This is a genomic window from Tenacibaculum aiptasiae, assembly GCF_008806755.1.
Classification (GTDB): domain Bacteria; phylum Bacteroidota; class Bacteroidia; order Flavobacteriales; family Flavobacteriaceae; genus Polaribacter; species Polaribacter aiptasiae.
Map to the genome: position 1 here is coordinate 39,719 of NZ_WAAU01000011.1, position 25,289 is coordinate 65,007.

Annotated in this window: 22 protein-coding genes; 12 read left to right on the forward strand and 10 right to left on the reverse strand. The window is 28.9% G+C overall.

Features of this window, described 5'->3' with window-relative positions:
* Nucleotides 1–37 precede the first annotated feature (37 nt).
* On the forward strand, nt 38–1,909 hold the full coding sequence (locus tag F7018_RS07050) for a SulP family inorganic anion transporter (protein ID WP_150899339.1): 1,872 nt from the start codon (nt 38–40) through the stop codon (nt 1,907–1,909).
* 18 nt (nt 1,910–1,927) lie between these two features.
* On the forward strand, nt 1,928–2,557 hold the full coding sequence (locus F7018_RS07055; protein WP_150899340.1) for a carbonic anhydrase family protein: 630 nt from the start codon (nt 1,928–1,930) through the stop codon (nt 2,555–2,557).
* A 58-nt stretch (nt 2,558–2,615) separates the two neighbouring features.
* On the opposite strand, the gene F7018_RS07060 is transcribed toward F7018_RS07055, so the two are convergent.
* The 3 genes from F7018_RS07060 to F7018_RS07070 all read right to left on the reverse strand — a co-directional run bounded on the left by F7018_RS07060 (nt 2,616) and on the right by F7018_RS07070 (nt 6,802).
* Entirely contained in the window at nt 2,616–5,000 is a 2,385-nt protein-coding gene (locus F7018_RS07060; protein ID WP_150899341.1) for a TonB-dependent receptor domain-containing protein, read from the reverse strand.
* 140 nt (nt 5,001–5,140) lie between these two features.
* Complete coding sequence (locus F7018_RS07065) at nt 5,141–6,271, reverse strand: helix-turn-helix domain-containing protein (RefSeq protein ID WP_150899342.1); 1,131 nt, start codon at nt 6,269–6,271, stop codon at nt 5,141–5,143.
* Nucleotides 6,272–6,280: 9 nt separating this feature from the next.
* Nucleotides 6,281–6,802 (reverse strand): CvpA family protein, encoded by a 522-nt coding sequence (locus F7018_RS07070; RefSeq protein WP_150899343.1) that lies wholly within the window; start codon nt 6,800–6,802, stop codon nt 6,281–6,283.
* A gap of 111 nt (nt 6,803–6,913) precedes the next feature.
* On the opposite strand from F7018_RS07070, the gene F7018_RS07075 reads away from it, so the two are divergent.
* A complete protein-coding gene (locus F7018_RS07075; RefSeq protein WP_150899344.1) occupies nt 6,914–7,270 on the forward strand; it encodes a hypothetical protein in 357 nt (118 codons plus the stop codon).
* Between the two features lie 2 nt (nt 7,271–7,272).
* Here the strand turns inward: F7018_RS07075 and F7018_RS07080 are convergent, their stop codons facing one another.
* Nucleotides 7,273–8,067, reverse strand: a complete 795-nt coding sequence (locus F7018_RS07080) for an SDR family oxidoreductase (protein ID WP_150899345.1) — start codon at nt 8,065–8,067, stop codon at nt 7,273–7,275.
* A gap of 128 nt (nt 8,068–8,195) precedes the next feature.
* Between F7018_RS07080 and F7018_RS07085 the strand changes: the two genes are divergently transcribed.
* Nucleotides 8,196–9,578 (forward strand): TlpA family protein disulfide reductase, encoded by a 1,383-nt coding sequence (locus F7018_RS07085; RefSeq protein ID WP_175578681.1) that lies wholly within the window; start codon nt 8,196–8,198, stop codon nt 9,576–9,578.
* A gap of 51 nt (nt 9,579–9,629) precedes the next feature.
* Here F7018_RS07085 and F7018_RS07090 read toward each other — a convergent pair whose 3' ends face one another.
* The 3 genes from F7018_RS07090 to F7018_RS07100 form a co-directional block, all read right to left on the reverse strand.
* A complete protein-coding gene (locus tag F7018_RS07090; RefSeq protein WP_150899347.1) occupies nt 9,630–9,989 on the reverse strand; it encodes a YraN family protein in 360 nt (119 codons plus the stop codon).
* A 16-nt stretch (nt 9,990–10,005) separates the two neighbouring features.
* Complete coding sequence (locus tag F7018_RS07095) at nt 10,006–11,088, reverse strand: cytochrome-c peroxidase (protein ID WP_150899348.1); 1,083 nt, start codon at nt 11,086–11,088, stop codon at nt 10,006–10,008.
* An 80-nt stretch (nt 11,089–11,168) separates the two neighbouring features.
* Nucleotides 11,169–12,155: a S66 peptidase family protein gene (locus tag F7018_RS07100; protein ID WP_150899349.1), complete on the reverse strand. Its 987-nt coding sequence runs from the start codon at nt 12,153–12,155 to the stop codon at nt 11,169–11,171.
* A gap of 115 nt (nt 12,156–12,270) precedes the next feature.
* Between F7018_RS07100 and metG the strand changes: the two genes are divergently transcribed.
* The 3 genes from metG to F7018_RS07115 all read left to right on the forward strand — a co-directional run bounded on the left by metG (nt 12,271) and on the right by F7018_RS07115 (nt 18,085).
* Nucleotides 12,271–14,331, forward strand: coding sequence for a methionine--tRNA ligase (gene metG, locus F7018_RS07105; RefSeq protein WP_150899350.1), 2,061 nt, complete (start codon nt 12,271–12,273; stop codon nt 14,329–14,331).
* A 71-nt stretch (nt 14,332–14,402) separates the two neighbouring features.
* A complete protein-coding gene (locus F7018_RS07110) occupies nt 14,403–15,893 on the forward strand; it encodes a hypothetical protein (RefSeq protein ID WP_150899351.1) in 1,491 nt (496 codons plus the stop codon).
* A gap of 62 nt (nt 15,894–15,955) precedes the next feature.
* Nucleotides 15,956–18,085, forward strand: a complete 2,130-nt coding sequence (locus F7018_RS07115; protein ID WP_150899352.1) for a Tex family protein — start codon at nt 15,956–15,958, stop codon at nt 18,083–18,085.
* A 204-nt stretch (nt 18,086–18,289) separates the two neighbouring features.
* Here the strand turns inward: F7018_RS07115 and F7018_RS07120 are convergent, their stop codons facing one another.
* Nucleotides 18,290–18,619 (reverse strand): hypothetical protein, encoded by a 330-nt coding sequence (locus tag F7018_RS07120; RefSeq protein ID WP_150899353.1) that lies wholly within the window; start codon nt 18,617–18,619, stop codon nt 18,290–18,292.
* A gap of 842 nt (nt 18,620–19,461) precedes the next feature.
* On the opposite strand from F7018_RS07120, the gene F7018_RS07125 reads away from it, so the two are divergent.
* The 3 genes from F7018_RS07125 to F7018_RS07135 are packed head-to-tail and all read left to right on the forward strand — an operon-like array spanning nt 19,462 to nt 23,365.
* Nucleotides 19,462–21,546, forward strand: a complete 2,085-nt coding sequence (locus F7018_RS07125; protein WP_150899354.1) for a two-component regulator propeller domain-containing protein — start codon at nt 19,462–19,464, stop codon at nt 21,544–21,546.
* A 7-nt stretch (nt 21,547–21,553) separates the two neighbouring features.
* Nucleotides 21,554–22,606 (forward strand): sensor histidine kinase, encoded by a 1,053-nt coding sequence (locus F7018_RS07130; protein WP_150899355.1) that lies wholly within the window; start codon nt 21,554–21,556, stop codon nt 22,604–22,606.
* A 3-nt stretch (nt 22,607–22,609) separates the two neighbouring features.
* Nucleotides 22,610–23,365, forward strand: coding sequence for a LytR/AlgR family response regulator transcription factor (locus F7018_RS07135; protein WP_150899356.1), 756 nt, complete (start codon nt 22,610–22,612; stop codon nt 23,363–23,365).
* Nucleotides 23,366–23,423: 58 nt separating this feature from the next.
* On the opposite strand, the gene F7018_RS07140 is transcribed toward F7018_RS07135, so the two are convergent.
* A complete protein-coding gene (locus F7018_RS07140; protein ID WP_150899357.1) occupies nt 23,424–23,759 on the reverse strand; it encodes a single-stranded DNA-binding protein in 336 nt (111 codons plus the stop codon).
* 168 nt (nt 23,760–23,927) lie between these two features.
* Between F7018_RS07140 and F7018_RS07145 the strand changes: the two genes are divergently transcribed.
* Together F7018_RS07145 and F7018_RS07150 are read left to right on the forward strand one after the other, a co-directional pair.
* Nucleotides 23,928–24,470 carry a GNAT family N-acetyltransferase gene (locus tag F7018_RS07145; RefSeq protein WP_150899358.1) on the forward strand — a complete coding sequence of 181 codons (543 nt, stop codon included), beginning with the start codon at nt 23,928–23,930 and terminating at the stop codon, nt 24,468–24,470.
* On the forward strand, nt 24,460–24,810 hold the full coding sequence (locus F7018_RS07150) for a hypothetical protein (protein WP_150899359.1): 351 nt from the start codon (nt 24,460–24,462) through the stop codon (nt 24,808–24,810). Before F7018_RS07145 ends, F7018_RS07150 begins: the two co-directional genes overlap by 11 nt.
* On the opposite strand, the gene F7018_RS07155 is transcribed toward F7018_RS07150, so the two are convergent.
* Nucleotides 24,811–25,278, reverse strand: a complete 468-nt coding sequence (locus tag F7018_RS07155; protein ID WP_150899360.1) for a CBS domain-containing protein — start codon at nt 25,276–25,278, stop codon at nt 24,811–24,813. It lies immediately after the preceding gene.
* Between the last annotated feature and the right edge of the window lie 11 nt (nt 25,279–25,289).

A 25,289-nucleotide genomic window follows, 5' to 3' on the forward strand; every position in this document is an offset into this window, starting at 1 on the left:
TTTTTTAGTATATTTATTCCTACTCAACTAAAAATATATGAAACAACTATTTTCAAATCTTAAAGGTGATCTCTTTGGAGGGATTACAGCCGGAATTGTAGCATTACCACTAGCTTTGGCTTTTGGTGTTTCATCTGGTTTGGGACCTAGTGCTGGTTTATACGGTGCTATTTTTATTGCTTTTTTTGCAGCACTTTTCGGAGGAACAGATACTCAAATTTCTGGGCCTACAGCGCCAATGACTGCTGTAAGTATGGTTGTTATTGCAGGTATATTGGCTGCTAACGACGGAGATGTTAGTAGAGCACTACCAACAATTTTAACTGTTTTCTTATTAGCTGGTTTAATGCAAATTGGACTGGGAGTTTTAGGTTTAGGTAAGTATATTCGTTATATACCCTACCCTGTTGTTTCTGGTTTTATGACCGCTATTGGAGTTATAATTTTGGTTACACAAATTTTACCTTCAGTAGGTTATTATGCTAAAGAAGACGCAGAATTTGTTGAGCAATTTAAACCACAAGCAGAAGAAGTAATTTTAGATAATATTTTAAAAGAAGAAGCTGGTGAAGGTATTTTAGTTCTTGAAGATTTCAAAGAAACTATTAATAGAGCTGAAAATATAACACAAGCTGATATATTAAAAGAAAGTAAAACTTTAGCAGGTAAAGAAGCTTCAGGTGTTTTAGGTACTTTTAAAGTACTGCCAAGAGCTTTAAAAAATATTAACTTCTTAGAGTTAATATTAGCTTTAGGAACCATATTCATTATTTATGGATTTAAACGCATTACAACAGCCGTTCCTAGTACTTTAGTTGCTTTAATAGTTATGACTGGTATTGCTTTAGGTTTTGGTTTAAACTACAGACCTATTGAAGAAATCCCAAGCGGTTTTCCAATGCCAAACATGGAAATTTTCACAAACTTTACCATATCCAGCATTACACCTTATGTATTTACTGCTTTAACCTTAGCTTTATTAGGAGCTATAGATTCTTTATTAACATCAGTTGTAGCTGATAATATGACTAAAACAAAGCATAAACCAAATAAAGAATTAATAGGACAAGGTATTGGTAACACTATTGCTTCAATTTTTGGAGGTATTCCTGGAGCTGGAGCTACTATTCGTACAGTAGTAAACATAAACTCTGGTGGTAAAACTAAATTGTCTGGTATGATAGCTGGTATAATGCTATTAGTTATTTTACTAGGACTAGGCCCAATAGCTTCAAAAATACCTGCAGCAGTTTTAGCAGGAATTTTAATTACTGTTGGTATTGGTGTTATGGACTACAAAGGACTAAAAGCTATACCTAACTTACCACGCGATGCTAAGTTTGGACCTTTAAAACTGAGTTCTGAGGTAATTATTATGCTAGTGGTATTAGTACTTTCTACTTTCTGGAATTTAGTATATGCAGTAGGTATTGGTTTAGTCATAGCTTCTTTAATGTTTATGAAGAAAATAGGTGACTTAACAGCTGAGCGCTCAGATGTAAAATCACTGAAAAAAGAAGAGGCTTGGAAAGATGAAAAAGATTTCCCTGAGGAATTGAAAGAACATTTGTTTGTAAAACACATTAAAGGACCTCTATTTTTTGGCTCTACTAGTGATTTTCAAGCGTTAACTAAACAAATTCCTAAAACTGCAACCTCTGTAATTATGCGTTTAGACAGAATGCAGTATATGGATCAATCTGGGCTATATGCCATGGAAGATACGATTCAAGATTTAAAATCAAACGGAACGCATGTACAGGTACTTTTTGTTGGTTTATTAAAGCAACCTCGCTACATGATGGAACGAATTGATATTATCCCAGATTTAATATCAGAAGATCATATTTTTGAGTCTTTTGACGATTGTATGGTTTGGGTAAAACAAAACATAAAAATTAATAATTAAAAAAATAAAAATACTTTTATGAGAAATGTAGCTATTACAAAAGACGTGCAAGCAGAATTAACAGCTGATTCTGTATTACAAGACTTATTAGACGGAAACAACCGTTATACTAGCAATAACTTAACAGCATCTAACGTAACTGACTTAGTTGAACAAACAACTGGTGGTCAATTTCCAAAAGCTGTAATATTATCTTGTATAGATTCAAGAGTACCAGTAGAAATGGTTTTTGACCAAACTATTGGTGATGTTTTTGTAGCTCGTGTAGCTGGTAACTTCGAAAACGTGGATATTTTAGGAAGTATGGAATACTCTTGTGCTGTAGCAGGAAGTAAATTAGTTTTTGTATTAGGTCATGAAAGTTGTGGTGCTGTAAAAGCTGCTTGTGATGGAGTAGAATTAGGAAATATTACTGCAATGTTAGATAATATTGTTCCTGCTGCAAAATTAGCTTCAGAACAAGTAGAAGGTGAAGCTAATTCAACAAATAGTGCTTTTGTAGCTAAGACTGTAGAAAACAATGTAAAATTAACTATGGATCGTATCCGTCAAAGAAGTAAAATTTTACAAGAAATGGAAGATAATGGTGAAATTAAAATAGTAGGTGGAGTTTACTCTTTAACTACTGGAAAAGTTGAAATGATTTAATTCATTATCATTTGTTATAATATAAAAAAGGGAGTTTAAAAAACTCCCTTTTTTTATGCTAATTTGCTCTCTGCTGTTCTTCACTATTTCCAAAACCACGATTTCTAGTCTTTATTTTTTTATTTCCAAAACTATAGGATATTGAAAAACGTAAATATCTACTACTATAATTCTGGTCATAAATTGTTTTAACTCCATTTACTTCAGAAGTCAAATTATTTAAACTAGCACTGTCAAAAATATCATTCACAAAAACAGCTGCTTGTAACTGCTTTTTTAAGAATGTTTTTTTAACTCCTAAGCTCAATCCGTACATCGTTCCTAATTCGTAAATATTTGAACTAGATTTTGGCTGATAAAAGAAATCTGTTTGTACACTTGTATTTTCTGATAATGTAAAAGTATTGTTCGTTGAGAATCTAAATTGAATACCATTCTTAACAGGTGCTGATAAATCTTCAAATACATTAGCATTAACACCTGAAATATGTGCATAATTTTGACTCTTCCACCAACTTGTAAAACGAACATTATACATTTCTGAAAGTTGCCAATAAGTCCCATTATAATAGTTCCTTCTTATAACTGCTTGAATATTATTTTCAGGTTCGGCAGAAAATAATGTACCAAAACCATCAGATGTATAACTAAAATATAAAGAAGTTATAAACTTACCTTTGTAATTATGAGTAAAAGTAAATCTGTCAATAAACGCAGGTTGAATAAATGGATTTCCTTCTGAGTATACATTACTATTCACATAGCTTCTAAAAGGGTTTAAATCTCTATAATTTGGGCGGTTGATACCTCTTCCATAATTAAATGAAAATGTATTGTTATCGTTTTTATTATAAGATACAAATACTGAAGGGAATAACTTAGTATAACTATTCTTATTTACTTGGTTTAAAGTTTCAGAAAAACCTCTGGTTTCAGTATTTTCTATTCTAAGACCAGCTTGCAAATTCCATTTATCACTAATTTTTCTTGAAGCATTTACATAAAAACCCTGCACATTTTCTTCATATTCAAACTCATTAGATAAATTGGTATCTAATACAGGCACATTAGTTATTGTATTAAAATTATCTAATTTATTCTTTGTATTAATGAAACTAAACTTAAAACCATAAGACAAATCCAATTTATCAATAGGATGAGACATATCTGCTTTTATACTATAGTTATCTATTGCTTGATTGGTAATATTTTTAACTGATTGATTTACCCTTACAAATTGTCCAGAAGGAGAAAAAGTATTCACTAATGCATCCGCTTCTAGTTTATTTTCATAATTAAAATAATCAAAATCTACAGTTAGTTTTCTCCCCATAGTATCAAGTTTAGCAATTATATGAGCATTATATATATTGTTGTTTATACTTCTGCGTCTAGGCTCAGTTTTTACCAATAAACTATCTAATTGGTTAGATTCATTATAAAACTCAGTTGTTCCAGGGGCATCAGAAAAAGGTCTATTAAAACTTCCTAGATATTGCCCTCCTATTTCAATATTATCTGACAATAAATAGTTTATAGACAACCTAGCTGAATTATTTTTTCTAGTATCTTTTGAATCAATGCCAACCTTCCATGTACTTTTTGGAAAAAAAGTAGCACTTCTTTCTAAGTTTCTTAAACTTCCTCTTGTAGTATTAATCGAAGCATTTAGTTGAATTTTATTTTTATTGTATGAGAAATTATTTCGCAATGTTCCATAACCATAAGTATTTACATTATAAGAAAATGAAGTTGTGTTTTTCCAAGAATTCCTTCTTCCTTTCTTGTATACTATATTAATTATTCCACCTCCTCCAGATGCTTCATATTGGGCTGGCGGATTGGTTATAATTTCTATTTTCTTGATATCATCTGCTGAGATTGAATTTAGAAAAGACACTAATTCCTCTCCAGAAAGTTGAATCAAACGTCCATCAACCATTACTCTGGTTGCCTCTCCTCCAACCATACTTATTTGATTGTTTTGGATTGTAATAGCAGGAGCTAATTTTAACGCGTCTAAAGCATCACCTCCACTTGCAGACACACTATTTTCTACATTAAAAATTAATCTATCTGTTTTTTGTTCTATTAATCTTTTCTTCGATCTAATTACAACTTCATTTAACCTACTACTCTCTTCCTTTAATATTAAAGTTCCTAAATCTATATCTGTATTTAAACTTACTTGTTTCTTTATTTCTAAGAAACCAATAAAACTTATTCTTAAATTATAGGTTCCTTTTGGAGCGGATAATGAAAACTCACCATTATCTATAGTTGTAGTTCCTTTAATAATTTTTCCTTCTAAACTTTGTAAAATAACGTTGGCAAAAACAATCGGCTCATTACCTTCTGTTACTTTACCTGTAATCTTTATCTGTCCTGTTAAACTTATAGCTTGAAATAATAATGCTAAAATGAAAATGCTTTTAACTCTCATGAATATACTTTTTATTTGAGAGCAAAATTGTAGCTATTTAAAATTGCTTGCGACCGAATGCATAAAGTCGAACTATTTTTTCATGAATAAATTGGTTTGACTATCTCACACAAACGTTCGACTTTATCATAAACACCTGACTACAAATGTTTTTTCCGATATTGAGTTGGTGTTAATCCTGTTTGTTTTTTAAACTCTGTATTGAAAGAAGATTTAGAGTTAAAACCTACTTCATATAAAATTTCTAGTACGGTTAACTTCTTATTTTCCGGATTTTCAAGAATTTCTTTGGCTCTGTTAATTCGATATCCATTTACAAATTCAAAAAAATGCTGTCCTATATTATGATTTATTAATATTGATAAATCTCTGTAAGGAATATTCATTTGATTTGCCAAATTATGAATGGTAAGAGATGAATTTAAATAAGGTCTTTCTTCTTCCATAAACTTTTTTACTACGGACACTTCTTCTAAAACTTCTTCTTTTGTATCCTTAGTTTTTTCTTCTAAAAAGTTTTTAACTAATTGATGTTTGGTGTCAATTCCTCTAAACAGTTCTGGTTGATATAAACTTTTCAAAACAATCCAACATAAATATCCAAGTAGGACTAATGTTGTTATAATTCGCATAACGTCCAATATTTCTTCATCTGAACCAAATAATTTATAAATACTTTTAATTAATGAAAGAGAAATTAAAACAACACTAATACTAGCCAATTGAAATAACCATTTATAATTATAATTTGTAATAGATGAATAGTTTTCTAACAATAACTCCTTATATTTTTTTAATTCAACAAATATGAAAGCCAAATAAACTATTGAAACCAAAAGTCCATAAACTAAAGATATTTTTGTTTCAATATTAGAGTAGTAATTATTATAAAACTCAATTTGCTGTTCTTTAGAAGCCAAATAGAAATTAGGAAAATAAATAAGTAATTCAATAGCAAATGGAATAAGATGTAACAAATGCTTGGGCTGAAGTTTAAAATATGAATAAATACAGGATACTACATATAAATATAGAAGCGGACTAGCTAGAAATCCGATTTGATCTCGAAGCATATCTAAAGTAACCGGTACTTGTACATAATTAGCATAAAAAAAAACACTAATATGAATAGAAAAAACAATAAAGTAAATAGCCATTAACTGATTACTTGTTTTGTTTTTAGTTTTTACAGTGAGTAAAAATGCCGAAAGCAATAGTGCTATAAATATTAAAATAAGTGTTATAAAACCTCGAATTGAAGCACTATCCATATACAACTTTTAATTTGTTTCTTTTATTTCTTCTTCCTCTTGAACCTCATCATCCTTTATAATAGATGGAAAAATAGTTGGCGCAATTTTTTTGACTGGTTTATATAAAATAGATTCATTAAGATTTTCTTCAGAAACAAATGGAATGGTGTCATTCATTTTTCCAAAAAATATGAAAATAACACTCAATATCAATCCTATTTTTAAAGCGCCAAAAGCTCCTCCTAATATTTTATTTAAAATTCCTAAAGAGGCAAAATCCGCTATTTTGGTTAAGGCCTTACCTAACAAAGCTATTACAATTATAATTACAACAAAAGTTCCTGCAAATGCTGCTAAAGAAATATATTTTTCATCCCAAGTAACACTATTCTTTAACCAGTCTCCAATAAAGTATGAAAAATGAATTGCTCCATAAACCCCAGCTACTAAAGCTACTAAAGAAGCCACCTCTACAAATAACCCTTTCATAAGTCCGCGAACAAAACCAAAAAGAAGTAAAGCTGTTATAATAATATCAAAAGTATTCATAGGCAATAATTAAAAGTATTCTAAAGAGTTCATAAAGTAATTATGTGCATCAATTCTATGTTCAAATATACACAACTCATTTGTATCTTTGCATTTTCTTAAAAAAATCAAATGACGAAAGAAGTTAACTTAAAAGAAAAATGGGATTTTGTTGTAAAGCAATTATCACAACAATTTGCTGATGGAGATGAACTGAATTTAGATGGCATCATCTATTTAATTGGTGTACAAGAGTTAGGTCAAGGGCATCGAAAATTTAAAAAAGACGAAAAGGTTAACTTAATGCATATTGCTATCTGCAAACTTTTAGAACCTTATGGTTATTATGAATTCGATTTTTTTGATAATGATGGTTGGCCTCACTATAAAACACTAACAGAATTACCTAATTTAAAACCAGGTGAACAATCTGTATTGATTAAAGAAGCAATTATAAATTATTTTGAAGCTTTAGATTTCTTTGAATAAAATTAAGTAACGCTTAATTTTCTTATCATCTTTGATAATAATTTTGGAAAAAAACGCTTGGCATATACTCCAAGCTTTTCCTTAGCTCCTGCTATATAAACCTCCTCTTTCTTTTTTCTAATTGCTTTTATCATCAACTCAGCAAATCTATCAGGGTTTATACCATTGGCTGTTGCTGCATCCATGGAATTTTGAGGACTCCCATTTCCTGTTAATGCATTTTTAGACACATTAGTAGTTACAAAACCTGGGCAAACCAAAGTAACTGCTATGTTATCTTTATGATGTTCTGCCCGTAAACTATCAAAAAAGCCATGCAATGCATGTTTTGTAGCTGCATAAGATGAGCGCAATGGAGTCCCTATTTTTCCTACAATACTAGTTGTTACAACAAAATGCCCTTCTTTTCTTTGTGTAAAATGTGGAAGTAATGCTTTTGTTAAAGCTACAGTTCCTAAATAATTAATATCCATCAAACGTTTATCAACAGATATACTCGTATCTTTTACTAAAGAACGTTGGCTAATTCCTCCATTATTAACCAAAACATCAATTCCATTAAAACAAGAAATAGCCTCACCCACTTTAGAAGTCAGACTGTTATAATCTTCTAAATCTATTGGCAAAATCTTAACGTTTTTTGAGTTTTTGCAAAGTATTTTTGTCTCCTCTAAAGCATTTGTATTTCTCGATGATAAAATTAAATTTGCATCGTAATTAGATAACGCAATCGCTAATGATTTACCAATACCTGATGAGGCGCCTGTTATCCAGAAAACTTTATTTTTAATATGCATATAATATTTACTTTAAAGAAAAACTCCCCTAAAATAAACAACAAAAAATAAAAATGGTACACTTCTTGGAAAGAAGTTTGTAAATGACTAGTTTTAAAACCTTAATAACAACCCTTTAAATTATAATGATGAAAAAATTACTGGCTCTATTAATACTTACTACTTCAATAGTTAACGCTCAGTATACTGTTAAAGGAACAATGACTCCTACAGAAAAAACCAATTGGGTTATTCTGTATAAAATAGAAGGAGCAAAACAAAAATTCGTTACCAATACAACAATTCAATTCGATACTGTTGTCGTTGGTGGAAACAAGCAATCAATAGGTAAATTTAAATTCGACTTACCAAGCACAGCTAAACCAGGTGCTTATAGAGCAACTTATAGAAATAGAGGTGCTGGGTTTGTAGACTTTTTCTTTAATAAAGAAAATGTAGAATTTATTTTTAATCCAAAATATCCAGATGAATCAGTTGTTTTTACTTCATCTAGAGAAAATAAATTATACAACGAATATTTACAGGCATATGCTGCTGTTCAAAAAAAGATTGACGAAAATCAAGTAGCTTATATTAAAGAAGAAAATAAGGAAGCTAAAAAAGCATATAAAAAACAAGTTAAACAACTTGAAGATGTTCAAGAAACTTATGAAAATAAGTCTGAAGGAATGTTAGTTCATCATTTCATTAAAGCTTCTCAAAGATATAATCCTTCTAGTCCTGTTGACAACATGGAAGATTATTTAACAACTGTTGGAGACAACTTCTTTAGATATATCGATTTTAAAAGTGAAGCTTTATTTAACTCTTCTTTCTTAGTTGACAGAATTAACGATTATGTTTTTTACTTAAACAATTCTGAAGATAAAGAATTACAGCAAAAGTTATTAAGAGGTGCTATCAATAAAGTGATTGATGAATTACCTAAGGGAAAATTAAAAAAATCTGTATTAGAATTTTTAATTACTTCTTTATCTGACAAACGTGACGGTGAATCTGTAGATTGGTTATTTGCTGAGCACTATGATAAATTACCAGATAATCAAAAAGATGCTGAGTTCAAGAAAAAAATATTAGATGTATTACGTGCTACTGTAGGTAGAACTGCTCCTGATTTTTCTTGGGAAGAAGATGGTAAAGAAATGAAATTATCTACTTTAAATGATAGTGATAAGTATTTATTAGTATTTTGGAGTACAGCTTGTCCTCACTGTGTTAGAGACGTTCCTAACTTATACAGTTTTATGAACAATCACAAAAACACTTCTGTAATTTCTTTTTCAATTGAAAATTCAGACAATAATTTTAAAGACTGGAATGAGTTTAAAAAACAATTACCTAATTGGCATAATGCAGCAGGTACTCACCCAGAATATAAATGGGATAATGAAACTGTAAGAGCTTATAACTTATTAGGAACTCCTAGTTACTTTGTTTTAGATAGTAATAAGAAAATTATTGCTACACCAGAGGAACTAGAAGATGTAAAAAAATATTTTGAAAATCATTAAAAATGATTTCAATAAACAAAACACCCATCAAAATTTGATGGGTGTTTTATTTTAAAAATGTAAGAAAGCATTTTCCAAGTGCTCAATTTTAAACTTTCCTTTTTCTTTAATTAATGCTATAACATCAAATCGTAATTCTATATCTAATTCTTTTTCATTTATATAGTTATCAGCTGCAGACACTAATAATTTAACTTTTTTAGAACTTATAAAATCTTGTGGACTTCCAAAATAACTCGTTGATCTTGTTTTTACCTCAACAACTATTAATACTTCCTCTTTTTTTGCAATAATATCAATTTCAGCTTTTTGAAATCGATAGTTTTTTTCAAGAATTACATATCCTTTCTCTTGTAAATATTCAATAGCTAATTCTTCACCTTTTTTTCCAAGTTCATTATGTTCTGCCATTCTGTTAAGTTACAACTTATTTGAATGGATTTGAAAACTTTGGATTTTCTAACAAATTAGTATCTGTTAATGTTTTTAAAAATGCTATTAAATCTTGTTTATCCTGTTCTGTTAATTCTAAGCCTTTTTTACTAATACTTGCTAATGTTAAGTTTAAAGTAGGTGAATTTATCACTTCATCATTATAATGGTCTATAGCTTCTTCTAATGTTTTAAACCTTCCGTCATGCATATAAGGTGCTGTTACCTCGATATTCCTTAAAGAAGGTACTTTAAATTTTGCTCTATCAAAAGAACTTTTAGTTACTTTCTCCCTTCCAATATCTTTAAAATTAATTTCTAAATCTAAGCCATTATTCATGTACTCATTGTTCTCAAAGTTAGCACCATTATGACATTGCGCACAATTAGCTCCAGAATTGCTTGGATTATTTCCATCGTAACCTTTAAAAAATAATATTCGCCCTCTTTCTTCACTTGTTGTTAATGTCGCTTCTTTTCTTAAATAGCGATCATATTTACTTTGATTCGAAATAATTGAGTTCATAAACTGTTCTAATGCTAAAGAAATAGTTTCTGCAGATATTCCTCCACTAGGAAAAACCTTATTAAATAATAATTTATAGTCACTTTTCTTTTTAAGCTTTTCTATAACATTTTCTATTGTTTCATCCATTTCTAATTCATCTTCAATAGGCATTAAAGCCTGATCTCTTAATAAATGAGCTCTACCATCCCAAAAGAAATCATTTGTATTCCATGCCATATTAAAAATAGCCATAGCTTGTCTTTTTCCTGGTAACTTTTTCACTCCAATAGAAAACCTTCTTTTATCTGAAAATGCATTCTTTTGCTCATGACAAGAAGCGCAAGAAATCGAATTGTCTTTACTTAAACTTTTCTCATAAAAAAGCTTCCTACCTAAGGAAACTCCTTGCTCCGTTAGTTGATTATCTTCAGGAATGTTTGGTTGTGAAAAACCAGTAAAATCTAGTGTATAAGGCAATAAAGTATATTCATCTACTTCTGTTCCATTTGAACATGAATAGAAAAAAACTAAAACAAAGGGTAGTAAAATATATAATTCGCTCTTTTTCATTCTTCATTTGTTTACATAACAAAGTTCCTGAAAAAGCAAAAAAACGGTTTTGATTTAAATCAAAATGAAACGAAGTTTATTTATTTTGTAAAAGCAACTGAAGAACTACTTTTATCAATATTTAACTTAACAGTTCTTCCCATTATCAAAGCTCTATTGTCTGGTTCATGACCAGCAGGAAAATTAAACATAACAGGAATGTCTTTAGGAATCACATCTAAAATCAACTGTTCTATAGAACTCCCCCAAGGAGTTGTATTTCTTTTAATCTTAGTCATATCTCCAACAATAACTCCTTTCAATTTATTAAAATAGCCTGCTCGTTTTAAACTTTGCAACATTCTATCAATAGCATACTTATATTCACCTATTTCTTCAATAAAAAGAATCTTTCCTTCTGTTGACATTTGACTATCAGAACCAAGCATAGAAGCTAAAATAGCAATGTTTCCTCCTATTATCTCACCTGACACTTCTCCTATTCTATTATATTTCGATGATTGTATAGTATAGTTTAATGTTTCTCCAAACAAAGCTTTTCTTAGCGTTTCAATAGTTTCTGGAATATCTTCTATTTCATCTTGCATACTTGTTCCCATCATACCATGCATTGTTTCAACTCCCAAATTATGAATATGATTATGAAAAGCAGTAATATCAGAATAACCTATTATCCATTTTGGATTTTCTTTAAACTTAGTAAAATCCAACTTATCTAGAATTCTAACAGAACCGTACCCTCCTCGAGCTGACCAAATTGCTTTTATATTAGGATTATCTAATGCATCCTGAACATCCTGACAACGTTCTTCATCAGTTCCTGCAAAATGATGGTTTTGATTAAACATATGCTTACCATACACTACTTTTAATCCCCAACTTTCTGCTAATTCTTTAGCTTTATCAATAATGTGTTTTCTGTTTTTCAAAATACCTGCTGGGGCTACTATTGCAATCGTATCTCCTTTTTGTAAATACGGTGGTTGTACTAACTTCATATGTTTAGTTTGTGAAAAAACTGATGAAATCATCAGCATAAAAAACAACAAGAATATTCTTTTTCTCATAATCATGTCTTTTTTTCTTGATTCTAAAGTATAAAATCTATCAAATGTACCTATTTTATAACAGTATAAAAAATTGCTTTTTTGTACTTTTGCGCTTTAATTTTAGTAAAAAAACATGAGTACACCTAAAAGATATACAATTACAGCAGCATTACCTTATACAAACGGACCTATTCATATTGGTCATTTAGCAGGTGTTTATGTTCCTGGAGATATTTATGCACGTTATTTACGCCAAAGAGGTAAAGATGTAGCCTACATCTGTGGTTCAGATGAGCACGGAGTAGCTATTCCAATGCGAGCAAAAAAAGAAGGTGTTACTCCTCAAGATATTATTGATAAATATCACGGAATTATTAAAAAGTCGTTTGAAGACTTTGGTATTTCGTTTGATAATTATTCTCGTACCTCAGCTGAAATTCATCATAAAACAGCTTCTGAATTCTTTACTAAGTTATACAACGATGGAGAGTTTATTGAAGAAGTAACAGAACAATTATACGATGCAGAAGCAGATCAATACTTAGCAGATCGTTTTGTAATTGGTACTTGTCCAAAATGTGGAAATGAAGAAAGTTACGGAGATCAATGTGAAAAGTGTGGTACAAGTCATAATGCTACCGACTTAATTAACCCAAAGTCAGCAATTACAGGAAATGTTCCAACATTAAAAGAAACAAAACACTGGTTTTTACCTTTAGATAAACATGAAGCATTTTTACGCGAATGGATTTTAGAAGGTCATAAAAATGATTGGAAACCTAACGTTTTAGGACAATGTAAATCGTGGATCGACGATGGTTTACGTCCTCGTGCTGTAACACGTGATTTAGATTGGGGAATTCCAGTACCAGTTGAAGGAGCTGATGGAAAAGTATTATATGTATGGTTTGATGCTCCTATTGGATATATCTCTGCTACTAAAGAATGGGCTGCAAGAGAAGGTAAAAACTGGGAAGATTATTGGAAAAAAGACGACACTAAACTAGTACATTTTATTGGGAAAGATAATATTGTATTTCACTGTCTTATTTTCCCTTCTATGCTAAAGGCTCATGGAGATTATATCTTACCTGAAAATGTACCTGCTAACGAGTTTTTAAATTTAGAAGGAAACAAATTATCAACCTCTAAGAATTGGGCTGTTTGGTTACATGAATATTTGGAAGAATTCCCAGGTCAGCAAGACGTGTTACGTTATACTTTAACAGCTAACGCACCTGAAAGTAAGGACAATGATTTTACTTGGAAAGATTTTCAAGCAAAAAACAACAATGAGTTAGCAGCCATTTTTGGTAACTTTATTAACCGTGTGGTAGTATTAACTAACAAATACTACAATGGTATTGTACCTACTCCTAATGATTTTTCTGAAGTTGATGAAGATACCTTAGCTGCTTTAAAAGAATTCCCTAACATTATTGCTAAGTCTATTGAACGTTATCGTTTTAGAGAGGCTTCACAAGAATTAATGAACTTAGCTCGTTTAGGAAATAAATATTTAGCTGATGAAGAACCTTGGAATTTAATTAAAACAGATGAAGAGCGTGTTAAAACAATTATGTATGTTGCCTTACAAATAGCAACAGCTTTATCGGTATTATCAGAACCTTTCGTACCTTTTACTTCAAAGAAGTTAAAATCGATATTAAAAACTGATGAAAACTTACAATGGAATAAAGTTTCTGAAAAAGAAGTTTTATTACCAGAAGGGCATCAAATACAAGAAGGAAAAGCTGAATTATTATTTCCTAAAATAGAAGATAAAACGATTGAAGAGCAACTAGCAAAATTAGAAGCTACTAAAAAAGCAAATGAAGCGGCAAATAAAGTAATAGAACCACAAAAAGAAACTATAGAATTTGATGACTTCACAAAATTAGATATTCGTGTAGGTACTATTTTAGAAGCTGAAAAAGTAGCTAAAACTAAAAAATTATTAAAACTTACAGTAGATGTAGGTATTGATAAAAGAACTATTGTTTCTGGTATTGCAGAAAGCTTTAAACCTGAAGATATTATTGGTCAACAAGTATCTGTGTTATGTAATTTAGCACCAAGAAAATTACGTGGAGTGGTTAGTCAAGGAATGATTTTAATGACAGACACTCCTGATGGAAAACTTGCCTTTGTACAACCTTCTGGCAAGGTTAATAACGGAGAGTTTATCGCTTAAACAAAAACAACATTTTAGTATATTCGTAACCTCACTTCTTAGTGAGGTTTTTTTATTATAAATAAATTGATATGAAAAAAACATTGCTTTTAATTGCTATAACAATTATTCACTTTGTAACGTATAGCCAAGAAAAATTAACCTCTTTTGAAAATAGTTTAGCTACTTCTAACTCTACTCTAAAAGACATTTACCCCTTAGTGAATGATAAAAATGATAATTTTTCAATTTTTATTACAGATGCAAAAAATGTATATATCTATGATTTTGACAATAAATTTTCTATTACAAACAAACTCTTATTTAAGAATAAAAGAAGAAAATATAAAAATATTATTGGATATAGTATTGCAGAAAACGGAGATTATAAATTATATCTAAAAAATAAAAAAAATGATTTTTTAGAAATCACTTTTGATAAAGCTAAAAAAACTTCAACTTCTAAAGAATTTAAACTTTTAACTGATTACGAAACCTATCTACAATCAGTAACAATAAATAATACATTTTATCTTATATCTGGATCTAAAGAGGTTAACGGACTTTACTTTTATACTTTTAATAATGACAAACCTAAACGAAATAAAATAGATCTAAGTAAACTTGATCTAATATCTTCAGTAGGGCAGAAAAGTGAATTAATGTCTATATTAATGAAGTCTTCACCTCTTCTCAAATTTGATAAAAACACTCCTAATTCTATCGAAGTATCTTCTAAAAGACGAAAAATGTACATCCAAGATGAAACAATAATATTTACCTTAAACAATAACTCAGAATATACACAATTTGTAAAAGTGAATTTAAAAACTTTTATAGCATCATCTTTTAAATTAGAAAACCCTTTAAAAAAAATAAAGAGACGTAAAAAAAAATCAAACTCGTACCTCCTAAATAATAAACTTTTCACCTTAACTTTCTCTAAAGAAAAAATGAGCTTTAGGATTACTGATTTAATTAATAAGGAAATAAAAAAAGAAATCCTTCTTTTGAAAACAGATACTATTAAATTCAGAAATTCTCCTTTTGAAACACGTACTAGTACCTATAAAAAATATAATGAATTAAAAAAAACGAAAAAGTTTTTCAGTACTTTGAATTATGCTAAAATTGCTATTAATACTCAATTCTACAACAACAAATACTATGTTACAATTGGAGGTTCTTTAGGACCAGTCATAATAGGATATGGGGGTTCTGGAAGTGGGCTTAGTTCTAGTAGTATAAGTCTACCTAATGGACAATCTGTTTCTTTCTCTAACAGTACTCAGTATAATTTTCTTGGTTATATGTCCTCATCAGAATTTGAATTCATAAAATTTTCAAGTATACTTGATGAAAATTTTTCTCATTTAAAAAATGAAAAATTAACAAATGCTTTCGATAAAATTAAAAATCACTTAGCACCTGAAAGATCAAAACTCAAAATTTCTGATTTTTTTGGTATTCCTATAAAAAAGTATGATACAAGCGATGCCATTTTTAAATATAAAAATTTTTATATCTATATAGATTATAATAAAAAAGAAAAATCTTTTGAACTATTAAAATTCACTAACTAAAAGTCAATTATTATATTTGAAACCTTCCTTTTTAGGGAGGTTTTTCATTTTAAAAATATTCTATGCAACTTATATCCTATATTACTTCTCGTGTACAAATCTCACAAAAATCAATTCAAAATACTATCGAATTATTAAATGAAGATTGTACTGTCCCTTTTATTGCTCGTTATCGAAAAGAGAAAACAGGTAATTTAGATGAAGTTGAAATTGGACAAATAGTTCAATTAAAAGAACAATTTGAAGCTATTGAAAAAAGGAAAACAGCTATTTTAAAAGCTATTGAAGATCAAAATCTTTTAACTCAAGAACTAAAAGATAAAATAGATAAAATAGAAGACCTTACTTCTTTAGAAGATTTATATCTTCCATATAAAAAGAAACGTAAAACAAAAGCAGAAACTGCTCGTAAAAATGGCTTAGAACCTTTGGCTAAAATGATTATGAGTCAAAGAGTAAACGACTTAGAATATACAGCTTCAAAATATATTAATAAAGAAGTAGATTCTGAAGAAAAAGCTCTAGAAGGTGCTCGTCATATTATTGCTGAATGGGTTAACGAACGTACAGACATTAGAAATAATATTAGATATCAATTAGAGCGTTTTGCTACCATTATTACAAAAGTTGTTAAAACTAAAAAAGACGAAGAAGCAGCTCAAAAATTTAAAGACTATTTCGATTGGGAGGAAAATTTAAGTCGTATTCCTTCACATCGTTTATTAGCAATTTTAAGAGCGGAAAAAGAGGGCTTCATTCGAGTAAAAATTGAAATAGATAATGAGCGAGCTCTTCAAAAAATGGAAGACCGTATTATTCGTTCACATAACGAATGTGCTGATCAAATTGAGTTAGCCATAGCAGACGCCTACAAACGTTTACTTTTACCTTCTCTAAGTACAGAAGCCCTTAATTTGGCCAAAGAAAAAGCAGACGAAAGTGCTATAAAAGTATTTGCTAAAAATCTACAACAACTTTTATTAGGCGCTCCATTAGGAGAAAAACGTATACTAGCAATTGATCCTGGCTTTAGAACCGGTTGTAAAATAGTTTGTTTAGACGCTCAAGGTAATTTATTACATAATGAAACTATTTTCCCTCATGCTCCTCAACGTCAAACAACAGAAGCAATAAAAAAAATCAGCTCACTAACAGACGCTTATAAGATTGAAGCAATTGCTATTGGTAATGGAACAGCATCTAGAGAAACAGAACAACTTTTAAAACGAATTCATTTTAAAAACTCTATAGAAGTTTTTGTTGTCAGCGAAGCAGGGGCATCCATTTATTCAGCTTCAAAAATTGCTCGTGATGAATTTCCTAACTACGACGTAACTGTAAGAGGAGCAATCTCAATTGGTCGTAGATTAGCTGATCCTTTAGCAGAATTGGTAAAAATCGATGCAAAGTCTATTGGTGTAGGGCAATATCAACACGATGTAGAACAATCAAGTTTAAAAAAATCATTAGATACTGTTGTAGAACATTGTGTAAATAAAGTAGGTGTAAATATAAATACAGCAAGTGCTTCTTTATTAAGCTATGTATCTGGAATAGGTCCTAAATTAGCCGAAAACATTGTAAACTATAGAAACGAACATGGAGCTTTTGCAAATAGAACTGCTATCAAAAAAGTACCACGATTAGGAGGAAAAGCTTTTGAACAATCTGCTGGTTTTTTACGTATTAAAAACAGTACTAATCCATTAGATGATTCTGCAGTTCACCCTGAACGATATACTTTAGTAAAACAAATAGCTAAAGATTCTGGTAATAATGTAATTGATTTAATAGGTAATACATCAATTTTAAAACAATTAAAATTACAGCATTATATTACAGAATCCTATGGACTTCCTACTTTACAAGATATTGTAAAGGAGCTAGAAAAACCAGGTTTAGACCCAAGAGAAAAGGCTAAAGCTTTTAGCTTTAATGAACACATAAAAACTATTAACGATATTAAAGTAGGCATGAAACTTCCTGGAATTGTAAATAATATTACCAATTTTGGATGTTTTGTAGATATCGGTATTAAGGAAAGTGGATTGGTTCATGTATCTAACCTTGCCAATACTTTTGTAAAAGATGTGAATGAGTATGTAAATTTACATCAACATGTAGAAGTAAAAGTATTAGAAGTTGACATTACTAGAAAACGAATTCAATTAAGTATGGCTTTTAACAAGTAAACTAAAGTTTAACCAAAAAAGAAAGATGTTATTTACATAACATCTTTCTAACTCTTTATTCTTAGAAATTCGAAACATCCTAAATATAAAGCGTCTTTCGGGGGGCGGGGCATTGTTTTCTTTGCAATTTCCCTTTATATTTAATAGTAATTAGTAAACAACATTGAAATAAAAACACATTCGTTTATTTTATTGAAACTTCAATTACATCAACCATTCTTTAGGTAATGGAGGTAAATCCAATTCCTTAAACTCAATCTTTGTCTTAATCGAAAAAAAAGGAACTTTTTGCACTGATATATTTACTTTATTTATTCTACCTATTTCTTTTATTACCTCCTTAAGTTTTTGTTGACGACATAGCACCATACTATTCAGAATTACATTTGACTCTGTCCTTAAATCAAAACAATCAACATAAAAACATGGTGAACCATCTTTGTAAATTATAGCTTCGGTTGCTTTATAATTTTTTAACTCTAAAATTTTCTTTGTACCTCTAATAGTTTTGTAAGTTATCAACTTAAACTCCATATTATTTTTCAAATAAAAGTAGGGGCTAGTTAAACATATCTTTATCATGCAATTACATAGAACGAGAACAAACATTAACACAATAAGTATATTCATAGCCCTTACTTAGTATTGTCTATCAAAAACATTTTTATAAATCATCAAACCCTATTCCGTAATACTATATTTAATAGAAAGAGCCTAAGTCCCCCAACTCAGTGAATAGGGCTGATGATTATTTTATTATGATAAAATTTTAAAATCACCATCAACTCCCTACCAATAATCCATAGCCTAACCTTACATAACGTATCCCTAGATATCCCTTAATTATCTAAACATAATAACAAACTACTATTATTGGTAGGTGATTTAACATTGATGGCCTCCACTCTATCATTGTTTCTTTATTCCTAACTTCATGAACTTTAAACTAGCTTCTTGATAAATAGATTTTATAAAAAGAATTATCTAATTCTGTTTAGTAGAATACTATCATCACTAATTTAGTTAGAGTTATATATTTGCTAACTCCTATACAAAGAAACATCTATACCTAATTAAAACCTTATGCAAATCAACTAACGTATACATCTGTGTAACCAACGGTAGGTAATATGTAATAAACGGTAAATTCAAGGAGATGTCAGAAAGGCTTTTTTGAAGCCGTTTGAAGAATGTATTAGTTTTTATTAAAAAATAACTAGTAATGGGTAATTAAAGTCAAGTAATAAGTAACTAAAAATTAGTTCTTCTAATCATAAAAAATTATATTTAACAGCCCAAACTACTTAAGTATAATAATTTTCTATTGTTAAAATGAATTAACATCACCTATTAATTTAGGTGTAATAATATTATATATGATTAAGTGGGGGCTTAAATGGAATCGAAGAATAAGTTTGTTATGGCTTATTGTTTCTTCTATACATTGTTTTTCTCAGAATAAAATAAACGAAATTTCAATTGCCGACAGTGGCATCTCTTCATCTCAAAATAAAATTTTATTTATAGATAGTTCCGGTTTTATCTGGCACAATAGCCTAAATGGTGTTACCAGAGAAATGGGAAACCAAAAAGAATTTTATAAGCTAAAAACTAAAAATGGTAATATCATTGAAGAAGTATACGATTTTATTGAAACTAAAAATGGACTATTCTGGGCTTTAACCGAATTTGGGGCTTTCGAAATTGATCCAACCAAAGGAGTTATTCAATGTTTACATCCTACAGAAAAAATTGGAGAAAAAAGAGATAGTTGGTTTAACTCCGCTTATGAAGATGCAAATGGTAATATTTGGTTAGGTACCTGTACCAATACATTTTATTGTATTAGACCAAATCAAGAAACAAAAAAATATAGCTTCAATGTTCCCTTACCTAAAGATAATCTTCATCTACTATTAATCTCTAAAATTTTAAACATAAAAAATCAACAGATTACTTTTTTAACTTATCATGGTATTTATGTAGGAGAATTAGAGAGTAAAAAACTAACTTTTCATCCTTTACCAAATTTTTTCTTAAACAAAATAGAAAAAGATTATAAAGATCGTCCATTTTACTATCTCAAATCACATCAAAATATTCCTTATAAAGAAAGTTATTCAGGAAAATTCAAACTACAAAAAAAACAAGGAGGCTATTTTTATGATAAAAACCTAGAAGCATTTGTTCTTCAATTACCCTTTTTTAATTATAAATTAAAGTACACATCAAAAAATACATATAAGTTAATAGCAACTGACACCAAAAAAATATACTTAGGAACTATTGAGTTTCGTAATGGAATACCTATTTTAAAAAACAATACTTTAAATTCTATTAACGTATCTGTAAAAGAGGTAGAATTTTTTCAAAACAATACTATTATAGGTATAAGCCCTGAAAAAATCTACTGCTTTCAACTTTATAATAATTCCTTTAATCGATTTTTAAGTAATAAAAACAAACTCATTAGTACTAGAGGAATTATTGAGGACGATAGTTTAAACACCTATGTTGCTGCTCATTATGGTTTGTATAAAAAAACTATTACAGACAGTATTTTTTCAAAAATTGAATTAAAAAACACTACCAATAAAGATCCATTTTATGAAGGAATTATCTACGATATAGAATTTATTAATAATGAAAGTAAAGTTATTTTATATGGTTTTGCAAATCGCCTTTTTGATGTTGATTTAAAAACTAATACTTTTAATGTACACCCTATTTTTAATGAGCTAAAATTAAAATTTCCTCCTACTATTATAGATATTCTAAATAGTAACTATAATGAATTATTACTAGCCACTACTAATGGTCTTTTTAAATATAATTTAAGCACTAAAAAATTAATTTACACTGGAAACTTATCTCCTTCAATATCTTTAAATAAAGAAGTTAATTATTTATTTTTAGATAAAGAAAATAATAATCTATGGATTGGAGGGCTACAAGGCCTATACAAAAAAAACTTAAAAACCAATAAGGCTGTTACTTATCTAAAAAATGATAATTCAAACTTAGATATGTCAAAATCTATAAAGGTTATCACAAAGGATTCTTATGGAAACATTTGGGCTGGTTCTCGTGATGGTCTTTATAAAATCTCAGCAAAATCCAATTATAAAGACATAGAATTAAAAGACTTCGGGTTAAAAAACAACAATATTGTAGGATTAATTCCACATGGTAATTTTTTATGGATTAGTACTTTTAATGGACTCATACAACTCAATTTAGAAAACTCATTAACTAATCATTATTATGAAAAAGATGGAATGCCTCATAATGAATTTAATGCTAAGTCTTTTTATAAGGCTAAAAACGGTACTTTATATTTTGGAGGTTTAAATGGTATTGTAAACTTTAATCCTGATGAACTAATATTTAATCCTCAAAAGTCATCCATTTATTGTTCTTATATACAGAAATACAATCCAGAAAAAAAAGAAAGTTACTAGAACACGAATGGGGCTTTCAAACAAACCTAAAAAAATAAAGCTTTCTTATAATCATAATAGTATAGAAATGGGATTTGCTTTGAAAAACAGTGTTATAAACAATGCAAATGATAACCTTTTCTTTTACAAGCTTAGCTATTATGATAATAATGAATGGACAAAAATGGAAAACACTAGCTCATTACGTTTAAGAGATTTACCTTCTGGAAATCATACACTAGAAATAAAAGGTTATGATAATGAAGGAAAACAATCAAATCATTTAAAATATAACATTTTTGTTTCTCAAATTTTTTATAAAACAACCTGGTTTTATTATTTAAGTACATTAATAATTTTATCCAGTTTATATCTTTTTTATCAACATAAAAAAAATAGAATTCATGAAAAATATTTAGCACAACTACAAATTGTCAAACAAGAATCTAAGGCATTGAGAGCGCAAATGAATCCTCATTTTATATCGAATGCTTTAAATGGTATTCAAAGCGTATTAATTTTTGATGGTGTTAAAGTAGCAACACATTATATTCAAATATTCTCTAAACTTTTTCGAACAACATTAGATATGACAGGGTCTGAGTGGACTTTTTTAAAAGATGAAATATCTTATTTAAAAAATTATATTGAATTAGAAGAAATGCGTTTCGAAAAAAAACTAAACACTATTTTCAATATCTCCCCTGAAATAAATATCAACTACCATAAAATACCCTGCATGCTAATTCAACCCATAATTGAAAATGCTATTATACATGGATTATCTAACAAAGAAGAGAATTGGAAATTAACTATAGATTTTTCAATGATAGATGATTATATTCAAATTAAAGTTATCGATAATGGTGTTGGAAGAGCTGCTGCTAAAATTAATAGAAGGAAAAAGAGACGCTCTTGGAGTACCGAGATTTTAAAAGATAGAATTTCTGGTTACAATAGTATACATGAGAAAAAAATGCGATTACAAATAATTGATTTACATGAAAATGGTACCCCTTCAGGAACCAAGGTTGTTTTAAACATACCTACCCAAAATAACATGACATCACATAAAAAATAAACTATGGATAAAATAAATGCTATTATTATAGACGATGAAGTAAAAAACATTAGACTCCTAAAATATTATTTAAATGAGTTTTGTGGAGATATTAATGTAATAGCAGAAGCTACTTCTTTTGAAGAAGGAATAAAAGTTTTACAAAACAACAATACTGATATCTTATTTCTAGATATACAATTAAAAGACAAAACTGGATTTGAATTATTAGACTGTATTTTACCAGAAAATCTAAAAGTAATATTTGTTACTTCTCATGAAAAGTATGCTTTAAAAGCCTTTAAATACAATGCTGTTGATTATATTTTAAAACCAGTTATTACAGAAGAATTAATCTCTGCTGTGAATAGAGTAAAAAAAGATATTCAAGAAGAAATATTTACATCAAAAACACAAATTAACAGTCTAAATAAAACAATCAGTGATTCTATAAAACAAGATTTCATAGCAATACCATCTAACGATCGTATTGAGTTGATTAAATTTAAAGATATTGTTTTTTTAGAATCTCAAGGACGCTATACCATTTTTCATTGTACTAACAACAGGCAAATAATAGCATCTCGTAATCTTGGTGATTACGATGATGTTTTTGATGGTTTACCCTTTTTTAGAACTCATAAAAGTTATATCATCAACATAAATCATACTTCAAAAATTATTAAAAATGACGGTTTTTATTGCAAAATGAATAACAATAAAAACATTCCAGTAGCTAGAAGAAGACAAGAAATATTAAATAGAGTCTTAGGTATTTAAAATAAAAAAAGGCATTTATAAAATGCCTTTTCCTCTTTTTCATAAAACAACTTTCCCACTATTTACCACCTAGCATTAGTAATTCATTACAAATTACTTCGGTAACATAGCGCTTAATACCTTCTTTATCTTCAAAAGATCTAGAAGTTAATTTTCCTTCAATCATTACTTCACTTCCTTTCTGCAAGTATTGTTCTATAATTTCAGCAATCTTATTCCATGCAACTATATAGTGCCATTCTGTATCAGTAACTTTTTCTCCTTCCGAGTTTTTATACGTTTCATTTGTAGCTAATGAAAACTTAGCTATTTTTTTACCATTATCTAAATTGATAATTTCTGGGTCATTTCCTAAATTTCCAATCAACTGTACTCTGTTTTTTAGTGCATTCATAATTATTATTTTTTCATTAAACAGTTAAGACTTTGTTATTCAATCGAATTAACACTGCAAATATCTAACACAATCCAAATCATAATCGGTAAGTAGTCGTTTGTTTTCGTTTGTAAATGAATGTAGTCGTTTATATTTTCCTATATTTGAAAAAAAGCATAGCTAAAAATGAAGTTCCAATTAGAAACAAATCGTTTGAAATTAAGGCCGTTTGAAAAAAAAGATACAGTACATATCTTTGAATTAGACTCAAACCCAGAAGTACATAAATATCTTGGAAATAATCCAATTACTACTTATAAACAGGCTGAAGATATTATTGAATTTTTCGAAAAACAATACAATGAAAATGGTATTGGTAGGCTTGCTGCATTTGAAAAAGAATCAGGAGATTTTATAGGATGGTCAGGGTTAAAATTTAATAAAGGTATAGAAGAAGAATTAAATGGCTTTACAAACTTTATTGATATAGGCTATAGATTATTACCAAAATTCTGGGGAAAAGGATATGCAACAGAATCAGCAATAACATGTTTAAAATTTGGTTTCAAGCAAATGAAATATGATATCATTTATGGAGCTGCAGAAACAGATAATATTGGATCCAATAAAATTCTACAAAAAATAGGATTGAAATATGTAAACGATTTTAAGTTCGAAGGTAACAATGCTAAATGGTATGAATTGAAAAAAACAGACTATGGATGCTAAAAAATGTTTAGAATGTGCTGAAAAAGTTATTGGTAGAGTTGATAAAAAATTCTGTTCTGATTATTGTCGAAACGCCTATAACAATAAAATTAACAAGGAAAGTAAAAACCTCGTTAGAAATACCAATAATAGATTGCGTAAAAATTATAAAATCCTTGCTGAACTTAACGCATCGGGAAAGACAAAAGTTAGCAGGCGTAAATTATTTGATAGAGGTTTTGATTTTAAATTCATCACCTCTATCTATACTACAAAAACAGGAAACACCTATTTTTATGTATATGACCAAGGATACTTAGAACTGGAAAATGAAATGTATTTATTGGTTAAACAAGATTAATTATTTCCAAGTATTACCTTTTAACTTCATTGCAGCTTTTAACACATCCTTTTGACTTATTAATCCAACTAATCTTCCGTTTTCAGTAATTGGAAAACGTCTCCTTTTCGATTCTAAAAACTTATTAGCAGCATCAAAAATATTCATATCTCCATCAATAGTTTCAACCTGCGTAATCATGGCCTTTGAAACTGTATTATTTTTATCAATAGGTAAATTATGATATCTACTTTCAGATATTTGTTTTATACAATCTCCTTCAGAAATTATTCCAACTAATTCATTCTTATCATTGACAACAGGACCTCCAGAAATTTTATTTTTAATTAGAGAATCGATAACATCTTCAATAGATTGATCTTCTCTAAACGTAATAAGATTTTTAGACATATAATCAGAAACCAAAATTGGCACTGACTCTTTTTCTTGTTGATTTGTTCGCTTCCCTTGAAAGTTAATAATTCCCATAATAGTAAGAT